Consider the following 12,364-nt stretch of genomic DNA (forward strand, 5'->3'; position numbering starts at 1 on the left):
TCAGGCGGCCAGATAGCGCTGCAAGCGATCGAGTAAGCAACGGACCGTCGTCAGGTCCGGTGTGCTGAAGCCTTCGGTGAAGCGCTGGTAGATCGGCGCCAGGAGCTCATGGGCTTGCCCATAACGGCCCTGACGCAGCCAAAGCTGCGCCAATGCGGTGGCGCTGCTCAGTTCCCAGGTCAGGGCGCCTTGGGTTTTTGCCACGTTGAGCGCCCTGATCAATAGCGCCTCGGCCGCCGCGGTTTTCAGCGGGCAGTCTTCGCTCAGTAGCGCTTGTGCCCTGGCCCGCAGAATCTCCGGCGTGCTCCAGCCTGCAGCGCCGGTATCGGCCCGGTGCAGCAAGGCGTCATCGACGAAACGGCTGTCCAGCGTGACCATGATGTCCTTGATCAACCCGCTGCCCGGTTGTGGCTGCGGTCGCGCTTCGGGGTGGTCGATCACCTGCGCATACTGGCGAGCCCAGGTGTAGAACAGCAGCACCGAATGTTTTTGGGCTTGCTCCAGCAGCAGGCGCAACAGTTCGCGGGCGGTACGGGTATCGCCGTTGTAATGGGCGATCAGGCAGCCGGCCAGCGCCAGGGTGTAGCAGATGGACGTGCCGTGGTCGATCTGGATCGCGATATCCAGCGCCTGGCGGGCAGTGCGCCAGGCCTGTTCCGGTTGACCCTGCAACCAGAGAATGCGCGCCAGGATGGTCAGGGCGGCAACGCTCTGGTCGTACTGCACGCCGAAACCGTGGGTAAAGCGGTTGAGGTGCCCGCTCTGGGCCATGCGCTGCAGGACCTGTTCGGCATTCACCCGTGCCGCTGGTTGATCGCCAGCGAAGTGCAGGGCCAGCACCCGCAAGCGCTGCGCACTGAGGGACAATAGTGCATCGCCCTGCAGCCCCAACTGGTCGAACTGCCGGCTCTGTTCCAGCGCCGTTTGATAGTTGGCGCAACCGAGGTTGACCGCCATGTGCCCGGACACCGCTCGCAGTTGACCATCCAGGTCGTTGCACGATGTGGCCAGCGCCCGGGCGTCGACAAAGGCTTCGACCGTTTCCGCCGTTCCGCCCTGGGTGTGGTAGCACGAACTGCCAAGGGCCAGCTTGAGGGTCATTTTCAGTTGCGCGCAGCGCTCGGGTGCGGCGTCGAGCAAGGCCAGCGCCTTGCGCACATAGGCCCCGTGTTCCTTGAGCAGCGACAGTTCCTGCCACAGCGGCGTGGACGTCGCGGCCAGATGGATCGCCAGGGTCTGCGGTCCTTGGGCAGTCAGGCCCCAGTCGAGGGCCGAGCGAATGTCTTCCAGGCTTCGGGCGTAGCGCTCGATCCACAGTCGGGTCGCGATCAGCTCCCAGTCGTGCCGGGCCTGACGCATCAGGGTCAGGCAGTGTTCGGCATGGCGTTCCCGGGTGCCCTGCAAATCGGCGGCCTGGTCGAGTTTTTCCAGGGCATAGCTGCGAGTGGTGTCGAGTAGACGGTAGAACACTTCTTCATCGCCCACTTCCACGTTGAGCAGCGATTTGGCCACCAGTTGCGTGATCGAGCCAAACACCGTGCGGGGTTCGATGTGTTCGCCGACAATCACCGCCGCGGCCGACTGCAGGGTGAAGCCACCCCTGAATATCCCCAGTCGACGCAGGCAGGTCTGTTCGCACGGGCTGAGCAGTTCGAAGCTCCAGTCCAGCGTGGCGCGCAGGGTTTGATGGCGCCCCAGCGCCGAATGACCGCCTTGGGTGAGCAGGTCAAAACTGCCTTGCAGTTGCTCCAGCAGGCCGCTCAGGCCCAGGCTGCCTACCTGCGCCGCCGCCAGTTCGATGGCCAGCGGAATGCCGTCCAGACGACGGCAGATTTCAATGGCCAGCGGCAACTCGTCATCGGTCAGTTCGAAGCTGTCATGGCTGGCCATCGCCCGTTCGACGAACAACTGCAGCGCGGAGAACTCCAGGGCCCGGGCGCGCTCGGTGATGGGGGGAGGGCAGTCCAGCGAGTCCAGGCGCTGGACGTATTCGCCTTCGGCCCGCAGGCTCTCGCGGCTGGTGGCCAGGATATGCACCTGGGGTGCACCGCGCAGGATGCTTTCGCTCAGTACCGCGATCGCGTCGATCAGGTGTTCACAGTTGTCGATCACCAGCAGCATCTGTCGCTCGCGCAAGCACGCCGCGAGGCCGCTCGTGGGTTCTGCATCGTGCAGTGACAGGTCAAGCAGCGTCGCCAGGTGATGGGTGATCATCGACGGGTCGTTGATGGGGGCCAGGTCCAACAGGCGGATGCCGTCCCGGTAGCGCCCGAGCAGTTGTTCGGCAACGCGCAACGCCACGGTGGTCTTGCCGATGCCGCCGGGGCCGACCAGGGTGATGAAGCGCTGGCGAGCCAGTTGCACCACCAGACTGTCGACCAATGACTGGCGACCGATCGGGCGGGTGCGGCGTACGGGCAGGTTGTGGCCGTTCGGTGGGGGGGCGTCGCTACCGGGATGTGGGGCGACCTGTTCCAGCGAATAGGGCGCTACAAAACTGTAGCCACGCTGGGCGACGGTGACGATGTAACGCTGGCCGGCCTGACCGTCGCCAAGGGCTTTGCGCAACGCCGCCATGTGTACACGCAGGTTGATGTCTTCCACGATGCTTTTTGGCCAGACCCGGGCGATCAGCGATTGTTTGCTGACCACATTCCCGGCGTGTTCCAGCAGGATCAACAGAATGTCCAGGGCTCTCCGACCCAGGCGCAAGGGCTGGTCGGCTTCCATCACCAGGCGTTGGCTGGGATAGACCCGGTAAGGGCCAAAATGGATGGCCTGTTCGGGGAAAAGGGTCAACGGGGCACTCCGCGCAAATTCACAACGATTAACGCGTACTGCGTCAGGTCTGCGCCCAAAACTCTCCTATCAGGGCTGATGCGTCAAGAGCATGCCAAAGATCGTGGCGCGACTGGCGTAGCGCATGAGCCACTGCATCGGGACGCGGATCAGCTGCGTACCGATGAACAATGGTCAATGCCCAACCTTGTAGGAGCGAGCTCGCTCGCGATGGACTCAAAGGCAACGCGTTCATTCAGAAGGAACGCGTTATCGTTAACGTCCATCGCGAGCGAGCTCGCTCCTACAGGGGCCACGGCAAGCCTGGCGACTACTGGAGGGTGCGGGGGAGGGCTCGCAGGGTCTGGCAGCGCCAGGCAAACGGGTTGATGCCCTCGCTGCGGGTGAAGATATGGCAGAAGTGCGCCTGATCGCAGAAGCCGCATTCCAGGCTGATTTGCGTCAGCGTCAAGTCAGTGTTGCGAATCAGCTGCTTGGCCCGCGCAATGCGCTGGTGACGAATCCAGTCCTGGGGCGAGAGGCCGGTGCTGCACTTGAACGCGCGGGAGAAATGACTGCGCGAGAGCGCACAGGCCTGGGCCAGTTCGGTGACTTCCAGCGGTTCACCGAGACGGTCGAGGATCAGCTGCTTGACCAGGCGCACGCGCCATTGGGTGAGGCCACCGGTGGTTTTCTTCGTTTCATTGACTGGCGCGCGAGCAGCGCTTTGCTGACAGTGAGCCATGGCAAATGTCCGTGTTGGAGAGATCCATTCTTGGTCCCGGGCGCTCTGGCAAGCGAGTTAATCGTTGTTAATTCTTCGTTTGTGACGGGCAGTCTCGAGCAAAGTCAGACACAATCTTCAGCCCCCGCGCCTGGCTGAACACATAAGGGACTCTTGCTGATGAACCGTAACGATCTGCGCCGCGTCGACATGAACCTGCTGGTGATTTTCGAGGCCTTGATGTTTGAAAAGAACCTGACCCGTGTGGCGGAAAAGCTGTTCATGGGCCAACCGGCGGTGAGCGCGGCGCTGGGGCGATTACGCGATTTGTTCGACGATCCGCTGTTGCTGCGCAACGGCCGCGGGATGGAACCGACGGCGCGCGCGCTGGCGATTCTCAAGGAACTGCAGCCGGCGATGGACACCATTTCCGGGGCGGTCAGCCGGGCCAAGGAATTCGATCCGGCGACCAGCTGCGATGTGTTTCGCATCGGGCTTTCGGACGATGCCGAGTTTGGCTTGTTCCCGCCGTTGTTGACGCAACTGCGGGAGGAGGCGCCGGGGATCATTGTTGTGGTGCGTCGGGCCAACTATCTGTTGATGCCAGCGTTGCTGGCGTCAGGGGAGATCTCGGTGGGGGTCAGTTACACCACGGATCTGCCGGCCAATGCCAAGCGCAAGACGTTGCGCGACATTCCATGCAAGGTGTTGCGCGGTGACAAGCGACCGGGGTCGCTGACCCTGGACGAATACTGTGAGCGGCCCCATGCGATGGTGTCGTTTTCAGGGGATCTGAGCGGCAACATCGATCTAGACCTGGCGAAGATCGGGCGCAGTCGACGGGTGGTATTGGGAGTGCCGCAGTTCAGTGGGTTGCGGGCGCTGCTGGCCGGGACGGAGATGATTGCGACGGTGCCTGATTATGCGGCGTGTGCGTTGGTCGAGGGGTGTGCGTTGCGCACCGAGGATCCACCCTTTCCGATAGAGGCGGCGCAGCTGTCGATGGCGTGGAGCGGGGTGCATGACAATGATCCGGCGGAACGGTGGTTGCGGGCGCGGATCGGTCAGTTCATGTCCGAGCCGCTGAACATCCCGATCTGAAAAAGAGCACGTACATCCAATTTTCTCCGCCTTCACCCCGGCACTATCAAACCCGGTTCCGGCGCCTTGACGCCGGTGATTTTTGATTTGTGCAAGGTAGTCTATGAACGTTTCGCGACGGGAGGCTGCAAAGCCCCGCATCCTTACCGCCGGCCCGGGGCGGCTGGCATTCAATCTTCGTTACCGCGGAGCCTTGCGTCATGCCTGAAGTCAATCGTTTCGAAGAAGTCGTGACCCTGGTCATCAAACACCGGGTCAAGGCCGGGTTCGAGGTGCCTTACGAAGCCTGGTTGCGCAACATCGTCAGCATTGCCGGGCAACAGGAAGGGCATCTGGGGGTGGATGTGATGCGCGGCAAGAACGCCGGCCTCGACCTGTACACCTGCGTGCTGCGCTTCTGCTCCACCGAAGCGATGCAGCGCTGGCTCGATTCGCCGCAACGCCAGACCCTGGTCGAGCAAGCCACGCCGATGCTGGCGGACGGCGACCAGACCGAGGTCAACCCGGTCAACGAGTTCTGGTTCGCCCCCCAGGCCGATGCAGGTCCACCACCGCCTCGGTGGAAGCAGGCGGTGGTGACGCTGTTGGTGATTCTGCCGCACACCTTGCTGGTGCCACTGCTCTGGGGACCGCTGTTGCAGCTCAACGCCTTCCTCTCCCACTACGTGGTCGCGACGTTTCTGATCACCCTGACCATTGTGGTGTCGGTGGTGTACCTGTTCATGCCGATGGCGACGCGCCTGTTCGCGCCCTGGCTTTCCTCTTCCACTCAGCCTAAGGAAACGCGATGAGCGCCGATCTGATTTTATTCAATGGCCAATTTCATACCGTTGACCGGGAAAATCCGCGTGCCAGCGCCGTGGCCATCCGCGACGGCCGCTTCGTCGCGGTCGGCACCGACGCCGAAGCCATGGCGCTGCGCAGCTCGGCTACCCAGGTTGTCGACCTCAAGGGCCGCTGCGTCATCCCCGGCCTCAACGACTCGCACCTGCACCTGATCCGCGGCGGCCTGAACTACAACCTCGAACTGCGCTGGGAAGGCGTGCCGTCGGTGGTCGATGCCCTGCGCATGCTCAAGGATCAGGCCGACCGGACGCCGACACCGCAGTGGGTGCGCGTGGTCGGTGGCTGGAACGAATTCCAGTTCGCCGAAAAGCGTATGCCGACCCTGGAAGAACTCAACCAGGCGGCGCCCGACACGCCGGTGTTCGTGCTGCATCTGTACGATCGCGCCTTGCTCAACCGCGCAGCGCTGCGCGTGGCCGGTTACACCCGAAATACGCCGAACCCGCCGGGTGGCGAGATTGTGCGCGATGCCAACGGCGAGCCGACCGGCATGCTGGTGGCGCGGCCCAACGCGATGATTCTGTACTCGACCCTGGCCAAGGGCCCGAAGCTGCCGCTGGAATATCAGGTCAACTCGACCCGCCAGTTCATGCGCGAGCTCAACCGCCTGGGCCTGACCAGCGCCATCGATGCCGGCGGTGGTTTCCAGAACTATCCGGACGATTATCAGGTGATCGAACAGTTGGCCAAGGATCAGCTACTGACCATTCGCATCGCCTACAACCTGTTCACCCAGAAGCCCAAGGAAGAACTGACCGACTTCAAGAACTGGACCAGCAGCGTCACGTTGCACCAGGGTGACGATTACCTGCGCCACAACGGCGCCGGGGAGATGCTGGTGTTCTCGGCGGCGGATTTCGAAGACTTCCTCGAACCGCGTCCGGACCTGCCACAGACCATGGAAGACGAGCTGGAACCGGTGGTTCGCCATTTGGTCGAGCAGCGCTGGCCATTCCGCTTGCATGCCACCTACGACGAATCCATCAGCCGCATGCTCGACGTGTTCGAGAAGGTCAATCGCGACATCCCGTTCAATGGCTTGCCGTGGTTTTTCGACCACGCCGAAACCATCGCCCCGAAAAACATCGAGCGGGTGAGGGCGTTGGGTGGCGGCATCGCCATTCAGGATCGCATGGCGTTCCAGGGTGAATACTTCGTCGAGCGCTACGGCGCCAAGGCCGCCGAAGCTACGCCACCGATCAAGCGCATGCTGGCAGAAGGGGTACCGGTTGGCGCCGGCACCGACGCCACGCGAGTGTCCAGCTACAACCCCTGGACCTCGTTGTACTGGATGGTCAGTGGCCGCACCGTCGGTGGCCTGGAACTCCACAGTGAAGGACTTTCCCGCCAGACCGCATTGGAGTTGTTCACCCACGGCAGTGCCTGGTTCTCTTCCGAGCAGGGCAAGAAAGGCATGATCAAGGTCGGCCAGCTGGCTGACCTGGCCGCCCTGAGTGCGGACTTTTTCAGTGTCGATGAAGAAGCGATCAAATGGATCGAGTCAGTGTTGACCGTGGTCGGCGGCAAAGTGGTGTACGCCGCCGGTGATTTCGAAAAACTGGGCCCCGCCAGTGTGCCGGTACTACCGGACTGGTCGCCGGTGGTCAAGGTGCCGGGCCACTGGCGTCCGACTTCGCCGATGCAGGCGCAGGTTCACCATTGCAGCGGGCCGTGCGCAGTGCACTCCCACAGCCATGAACGGGCGCGGTTGTCCAACGCGCCGGTCAGCGATTTCGCCGGTTTCTGGGGCGCCTTTGGCTGCTCGTGTTTTGCCTTCTGACCCATACCAAAAACGCCGGCCCGCTGGACCGGCGTTCCAAGCGACAACCATCCACCGAGGAGTTTTCCATGAGCAACGTTCCCTACAAACGCCTGAACAAAGACGACGCCGTTGTGCTGTTGGTCGATCACCAGACCGGCCTGATTTCGCTGGTCCAGGATTTTTCGCCGAATGAATTCAAGAACAACGTGCTGGCCCTGGGCGACGTGGCCAAATTCTTCAAGCTGCCGACCATCCTCACCACAAGCTTCGAAAACGGCCCGAACGGCCCGATCGTGCCCGAGTTGAAGGAGCAGTTTCCGGACGCGCCGTACATTCCGCGTCCAGGCCAGATCAACGCCTGGGACAACGAAGATTTCGTCAACGCCGTGAAAGCCACTGGCCGCAAACAGCTGATCATCGCCGGTGTGGTGACTGATGTGTGCGTGACCTTCCCGACCTTGTCGGCGCTGGCCGAAGGTTTTGAAGTGTTCGTGGTCACCGACGCTTCCGGCACCTTCAACGAAACCGTGCAACAGGCAGCCTGGGCGCGCATGACGGCGGCCGGTGCACAACTGGTGAACTGGTTCTCGGTGGCGTGTGAACTGCAAGGCGACTGGCGCAACGACATGGAAGGCCTGGCGAATTTGCTGTCGCCACGCATTCCCAACTACCGCAACTTGATGAACAGCTACTCGGTGCTGACCTCCAGATAAGAAGTCAACGCACACCCTTGTAGGAGCTGGCTTGCCAGCGAAGGCGGTGGGTCAGTCGACACATGTATTAACTGACCCACCGCCTTCGCTGGCAAGCCAGCTCCTACAGGGGGATGTATGCACCCGCCATTCAACGCTTGTGCAGCCACCCCAAAAACCCCGCTTTCTTGATCGGCACCGGCTTGGCCAACAATGCCAACCGGCTGTTCTGCTGCCGCACCGCCTGCAGATGTTTGAACGGGGCGAGGTTGCCAGAGCAAGGCATCGATCACCAGCAGCAGGGTGCTCCAGGACTGCAGGTGAGCAAGCAGGAAGGACATGGGAGACTCCGGCGGCAAGAGGGTTGCTTATCAGGTGAAGTGTGCTTTGTGACACAGATTAATAGGATGCTGGAAAGGGAAAAAGCGGCTATAAAGGGCATGACTGTCAACCAGGACGTGACAATGAACCCTTTCGAAGACATGCGTATTTTTTGCCAGGTCATGGACTCGGGCAGCTTCACGGCAGCGGCCGATCAATTGGGCCTGTCCAAGCAATTCGTCAGCCGGCGGCTGATGCAGCTCGAAGAGCGCCTGGGCGTGCGTTTGCTCAACCGGTCTACCCGGCGCCTGGACGTCACGCCCCTGGGGCAGAGTTACTACGAGTCGGCCTTGCGCCTGCTCGGTGAAGTGGAGCAGGTCGAGCAGGGTATCGCCGGCCAGACCACAGAGCCGCGGGGCACCATACGCGTGAGTGCGCCGTTGTCATTCGCACTGGCGCACCTGGGCTGTCTGCTGCCGCTGTTCTTGCAGCGATATCGCGACGTCACGGTGGAAGTCGACTTGAGCGACAGGCCAGTGGACCTGCTCAGCGAGGGCTACGATCTGGCCCTGCGCATCGGCAATCTGGAAGATTCGACGCTGATCGCCCGACGCATCGCCTCCATCCAGCGCGTGTATTGCGCCAGCCCGGCGTACCTGGCCGAGCGCGGCACGCCGCTCAAGCCCGAAGACTTGCACAATCATGACTGCCTGCCGTATGGCCATGGTCGTCAAGTGCAATGGCGATTCGCAGGGCAGGGCAAGCCGCTGGCGGTCAACGTCACCGGGCGGATGCGGGTCAACAACGGTGAATTGCTCAAGGATGCGGCGATTGCCGGGATGGGGATTACTTACCTGCCGACGTTCATTGTCGGCGCGGCATTGAAGGATGGGCGGCTGGTGCCGGTGCTGGACGGTTTTCGGCCGGAGCCGCTGACGTTATCGGCGGTGTATCCGCAGCATCGTCAAGGGTCGAGGCCGGTGCGGGCGTTGATCGAGTTCTTGCGCGAGCGGCTGGATCGGGCTGAGGAGATTTTATAGATCGAAGCACATTTTCAATGTGGGAGACCGGCTTGCCGGCGAAGGCGGAGTGTCATCCGGCATTGATGTAGTCTGACACTGCGCTTTCGCCGGCAAGCCGGACTCCCACAGGCTACTGCGGGGCTGATGTGATGAGTGTGTGTCAGGACCTTTTGTCGTCGCCTGGCTCGCCACCGACATGCACACCGTGATCGTCGCCGACTTCGCCGGCACGATGCACACCGTGGTCATCGCCGACTTCGCCGGCGCGATGTACCCCATGGTCGTCACCCGGTTGATCATGGGTGCCACTGCGACCGGAGGATGAGGCGGAGTTGCCTGAATGCCCCGAGCCATGGTCGCTGCCGCTGTGATCGCCGCCACTGTGACCGCTGCCGCTATTGCCGCCACTGCCGCTGCCCCCGTGACCACCACCATTGCCGCTTCCACTGCTTCCACCTCCATGACTGCCGCCACCGCCGCCACTACCGCCGCCACCGCCGCCACCACTACCGCCGCCACCGCCTCCACCACCACCGCCACCATCCTTGGCCTGAGCACTCGATACACCGGACAACCCGTCCGGCATCAATACGGCGGACGCAGACAGAACCGCGCCAATCGCCACCGCCAGCAACAGCCTTTTCATGTGCATATCGATCTCCGTCTTGTTGTCGGGTGTATCAGTGAATGCTCGAGGCCAATTCGAAAATCGGGATGTACATCAGGATCACGATGACCCCGATCAGCAAGCCGATGAAGGTCATGAGCAGGGGTTCGAACAGCCGCACGAACCATTCGATCCAGCGGCTGATTTCTTCGTCGTAGAAGTCGGCGCTGCGTTCCATCATCTGCCCGAGGTTGCCGGACTGTTCGCCGGCGCGCAGCAGGCGCAGGGATACCGGTGTCACCAGGTGATTGAGTTCCAGCGCGGCCGACAGCGATTGCCCTTCGCGCACCCGTTCGCAGGCCTGGTCCAGGCGGGCGCGGGAGGCGACGGTCAGCAGGCCGCGGACCATGCCCATGGCCGTGACGAGGGGGATGCCGCCTTGCAGCAGGATGCCCAGGGAGCGGTAAAAGCGCGCCAGTTCGTACATGAAGATGCGTTGATGGACCGCCGGGAGTTTCTCAATGACCCTGTCCAGGCCTCGGCGAAAGGCCGGTTGGCGCTGGAGGAAGGCGAGGGCGACGATGATCGCCGCCAAGGCACCGAAGAATTCACCCTGGTGCGCGTGCAGGAACATCCCGCCGCTCATCAGGACCTGCGACAGCCACGGCAGGTTCGAGCCCAGGCCTTCGAACACCAGGCTGAAACGCGGCACCACGTAGCCCATCAGGAACAACACCACGCCGCCGCCCACCACCAGCAACAGCAAGGGGTAGATCGACGCGCTGACGATCTTCTGTCGAACCTCGTCCATGCGCTGGCGATAGCTGACATAGCGGCCGAGGGCATCGCCCACGGCGCCGGTTTTTTCACTCGATTGCACCAGCGCGACATAGAGCGGCGGGAATACCGCCGACAATTGCCCGAGGGCCTGGGAGAACGACTTGCCTTCATACAGCAGGCGCACCAGTTCGCTCAAGGTCTTGCGGGCCTGGGGCGCATTTTCTTTTTCCGCCAGGCTTTCCAGCGCATCGATCAACGGCAGGCCGGCGTTGAGCAAGGTGGTCAGTTCCTGGCTGAACAACACCAGGTTGAACGTCTCGCGCTTGTGCAAGCGCAACGCCCGCCAATGCCGCTCGACGTGCAGGCTCACCACCCGCAAGCCCTGGTCTTCGACGATACGCCGGGCTTCGCTGTGGCCGGGGGCTTCGACTGTCATCGAGACCACACCCGCCTTGCCCACGGCCTTGAGGTGAAAGCGCATGTTCGTCCCTCGTCATTGCCAGCTGGTGATTTCGGCGTTTTCGCCTTCGCCGCCGGGTTGGCCGTCCTTGCCCATGGACAGCAGGTCGTACTCGCCGTTTTCGCCGGGGTGGCGGTAGGTGTAGTTGTGGCCCCAGGGATCCTGCGGCAGCTTTTTCTGCAAATAAGGACCGGTCCAGCGGGTCTCATCGCTCGGCGCGGTGATCAGCGCCTGCAAGCCCTGTTCGGTCGACGGGTAATGACCGACCTCCAGCCGGTACAGATCCAGGGCCTTGCCCAGGCCCTCGATTTGCGCCTTGGCCACCTTCACTTCGGAACGCCCCAGCTGGGCGAAATACTTCGGCGCGACGATGCCGGCCAACAGCCCGAGCACGACCAGCACCACCAACAGTTCGAGCAGGGTGAACCCGCTTTGCGTTCGCGGGGTACTACACAGACGCTGATTCATGATGACCTCACACAGTGGGCAAAAGGGTCGCCATGACGGCTTATGCAATTGCCATGCTCACGCCCGGATACCCCGCTGCAAGCCCCGGATCACGGGCCTTGGCCGAGTCGGCACAGTGCTTGCGTACAGCAGGTGTACGACCGGCCATTGGGGCATTAGCCCCATTTTTCGGGGCCGGTCAGGGAGGCAGAGCAATGAAAACACTCACCATGGGACTGCTCGGGCTGCTGCTGCAGACCGGTGTCGTACAGGCCGATGTGTTCGTGTCCGTGGACGCCAAGGGCAGCTACGTGCTGTCCAATGTCTACCGTCCCGGTCGCACCTACGAGCGGGTGATTCATGAGCCTGAATCCGCCCAGGCCAGCACTGGCGGGCAACCGCAGATGATTGCCCGGCAACCCTATGCCGAGCTGGTGTCTGCGGCGGCGGCGGCCAATCAACTGCCGGCGGCGCTGTTGCATGCCGTGATCCAGACCGAGTCCAGCTACAACGCCGGCGCGACCTCACCCAAGGGCGCCGGCGGGCTGATGCAACTGATGCCCGACACCGCCCGGGAAATGGGCGTGATCGACGTCTACGACCCCAAGGCCAACATCCAGGGCGGCGCCCGTTATCTCAAGCGCCTGATGACCCTCTTCGGCAATGACATCAGCCTCGCCGTAGCGGCCTACAACGCCGGGCCGCAAGCGGTGCTCAGCCGTGGCGGGGTGATCCCGCCGTTCGCCGAAACCCAGCGTTATGTGCCCAGCGTGTTGCGCCAGTACCGACGCTTGCAGGGCCTGGCCGTGGATGCACCGTTGTGA

12 protein-coding genes are annotated in these 12,364 nt (G+C 62.6%); 6 read left to right on the forward strand and 6 right to left on the reverse strand.

The genetic code is table 11. The features are described from left to right. Together ELQ88_RS14120 and ELQ88_RS14125 are read right to left on the reverse strand one after the other, a co-directional pair. Nucleotides 1–2,799, reverse strand: a complete 2,799-nt coding sequence (locus ELQ88_RS14120; RefSeq protein ID WP_138965778.1) for a winged helix-turn-helix domain-containing protein — start codon at nucleotides 2,797–2,799, stop codon at nucleotides 1–3. Between the two features lie 310 nt (nucleotides 2,800–3,109). Further along, on the reverse strand, nucleotides 3,110–3,523 hold the full coding sequence (locus ELQ88_RS14125) for an AraC family transcriptional regulator (protein WP_138965780.1): 414 nt from the start codon (nucleotides 3,521–3,523) through the stop codon (nucleotides 3,110–3,112). A 159-nt stretch (nucleotides 3,524–3,682) separates the two neighbouring features. Here ELQ88_RS14125 and ELQ88_RS14130 point away from each other — a divergent pair, with 159 nt between their 5' ends. The 4 genes from ELQ88_RS14130 (at nucleotide 3,683) to ycaC (ending at nucleotide 7,924) form a co-directional block, all read left to right on the forward strand. Next, the gene (locus ELQ88_RS14130) at nucleotides 3,683–4,603 is read left to right on the forward strand and encodes a LysR family transcriptional regulator (protein WP_138965782.1); all 921 of its coding nucleotides are present in this window, start codon (nucleotides 3,683–3,685) and stop codon (nucleotides 4,601–4,603) included. Between the two features lie 200 nt (nucleotides 4,604–4,803). Then, nucleotides 4,804–5,394: an antibiotic biosynthesis monooxygenase gene (locus ELQ88_RS14135; RefSeq protein ID WP_138965784.1), complete on the forward strand. Its 591-nt coding sequence runs from the start codon at nucleotides 4,804–4,806 to the stop codon at nucleotides 5,392–5,394. Continuing rightward, the gene (locus tag ELQ88_RS14140; protein ID WP_138965786.1) at nucleotides 5,391–7,229 is read left to right on the forward strand and encodes an amidohydrolase; all 1,839 of its coding nucleotides are present in this window, start codon (nucleotides 5,391–5,393) and stop codon (nucleotides 7,227–7,229) included. Before ELQ88_RS14135 ends, ELQ88_RS14140 begins: the two co-directional genes overlap by 4 nt. A 68-nt stretch (nucleotides 7,230–7,297) precedes the next feature. Then, entirely contained in the window at nucleotides 7,298–7,924 is a 627-nt protein-coding gene (gene ycaC, locus ELQ88_RS14145; RefSeq protein ID WP_138965788.1) for an isochorismate family cysteine hydrolase YcaC, read from the forward strand. Here ycaC and ELQ88_RS34310 read toward each other — a convergent pair. Beyond that, a complete protein-coding gene (locus tag ELQ88_RS34310; RefSeq protein WP_178084694.1) occupies nucleotides 7,900–8,244 on the reverse strand; it encodes a hypothetical protein in 345 nt (114 codons plus the stop codon). The genes ycaC and ELQ88_RS34310 overlap by 25 nt on opposite strands. Nucleotides 8,245–8,367: 123 nt before the next feature. Between ELQ88_RS34310 and ELQ88_RS14150 the strand changes: the two genes are divergently transcribed. Beyond that, nucleotides 8,368–9,264 carry a LysR family transcriptional regulator gene (locus tag ELQ88_RS14150; protein WP_138965790.1) on the forward strand — a complete coding sequence of 299 codons (897 nt, stop codon included), beginning with the start codon at nucleotides 8,368–8,370 and terminating at the stop codon, nucleotides 9,262–9,264. Between the two features lie 142 nt (nucleotides 9,265–9,406). Here the strand turns inward: ELQ88_RS14150 and ELQ88_RS34660 are convergent, their stop codons facing one another. Genes ELQ88_RS34660 through gspG form a run of 3 tightly spaced genes read right to left on the reverse strand, consistent with a single transcriptional unit; the run spans nucleotide 9,407 to nucleotide 11,561 of the window. Next, nucleotides 9,407–9,898, reverse strand: a complete 492-nt coding sequence (locus ELQ88_RS34660; protein ID WP_228761613.1) for a hypothetical protein — start codon at nucleotides 9,896–9,898, stop codon at nucleotides 9,407–9,409. Nucleotides 9,899–9,926: 28 nt separating this feature from the next. Next, on the reverse strand, nucleotides 9,927–11,114 hold the full coding sequence (locus tag ELQ88_RS14160; RefSeq protein WP_128870075.1) for a type II secretion system F family protein: 1,188 nt from the start codon (nucleotides 11,112–11,114) through the stop codon (nucleotides 9,927–9,929). Between the two features lie 12 nt (nucleotides 11,115–11,126). Further along, nucleotides 11,127–11,561: a type II secretion system major pseudopilin GspG gene (gspG, locus tag ELQ88_RS14165; protein WP_128870076.1), complete on the reverse strand. Its 435-nt coding sequence runs from the start codon at nucleotides 11,559–11,561 to the stop codon at nucleotides 11,127–11,129. A 194-nt stretch (nucleotides 11,562–11,755) separates the two neighbouring features. Here gspG and ELQ88_RS14170 point away from each other — a divergent pair, with 194 nt between their 5' ends. Next, on the forward strand, nucleotides 11,756–12,364 hold the full coding sequence (locus ELQ88_RS14170; RefSeq protein ID WP_128870077.1) for a lytic transglycosylase domain-containing protein: 609 nt from the start codon (nucleotides 11,756–11,758) through the stop codon (nucleotides 12,362–12,364).

This window comes from Pseudomonas sp. MPC6 (assembly GCF_006094435.1).
In the GTDB taxonomy this organism is placed as follows: Bacteria; Pseudomonadota; Gammaproteobacteria; order Pseudomonadales; family Pseudomonadaceae; genus Aquipseudomonas.

Bases quoted from the DNA above. Each gene is read 5' to 3' on its own strand.
- ELQ88_RS14170 (WP_128870077.1), top strand. From the start codon at position 11,756: ATGAAAACACTCACCATGGGACTGCTCGGGCTGCTGCTGCAGACCGGT.
- ELQ88_RS34660 (WP_228761613.1), bottom strand. From the start codon at position 9,898: ATGCACATGAAAAGGCTGTTGCTGGCGGTGGCGATTGGCGCGGTTCTG.
- ELQ88_RS34310 (WP_178084694.1), bottom strand. From the start codon at position 8,244: ATGTCCTTCCTGCTTGCTCACCTGCAGTCCTGGAGCACCCTGCTGCTG.
- ELQ88_RS14160 (WP_128870075.1), bottom strand. From the start codon at position 11,114: ATGCGCTTTCACCTCAAGGCCGTGGGCAAGGCGGGTGTGGTCTCGATG.
- ELQ88_RS14125 (WP_138965780.1), bottom strand. From the start codon at position 3,523: ATGGCTCACTGTCAGCAAAGCGCTGCTCGCGCGCCAGTCAATGAAACG.
- ELQ88_RS14150 (WP_138965790.1), top strand. From the start codon at position 8,368: ATGAACCCTTTCGAAGACATGCGTATTTTTTGCCAGGTCATGGACTCG.
- ELQ88_RS14140 (WP_138965786.1), top strand. From the start codon at position 5,391: ATGAGCGCCGATCTGATTTTATTCAATGGCCAATTTCATACCGTTGAC.
- ELQ88_RS14130 (WP_138965782.1), top strand. From the start codon at position 3,683: ATGAACCGTAACGATCTGCGCCGCGTCGACATGAACCTGCTGGTGATT.
- gspG (WP_128870076.1), bottom strand. From the start codon at position 11,561: ATGAATCAGCGTCTGTGTAGTACCCCGCGAACGCAAAGCGGGTTCACC.
- ELQ88_RS14135 (WP_138965784.1), top strand. From the start codon at position 4,804: ATGCCTGAAGTCAATCGTTTCGAAGAAGTCGTGACCCTGGTCATCAAA.
- ycaC (WP_138965788.1), top strand. From the start codon at position 7,298: ATGAGCAACGTTCCCTACAAACGCCTGAACAAAGACGACGCCGTTGTG.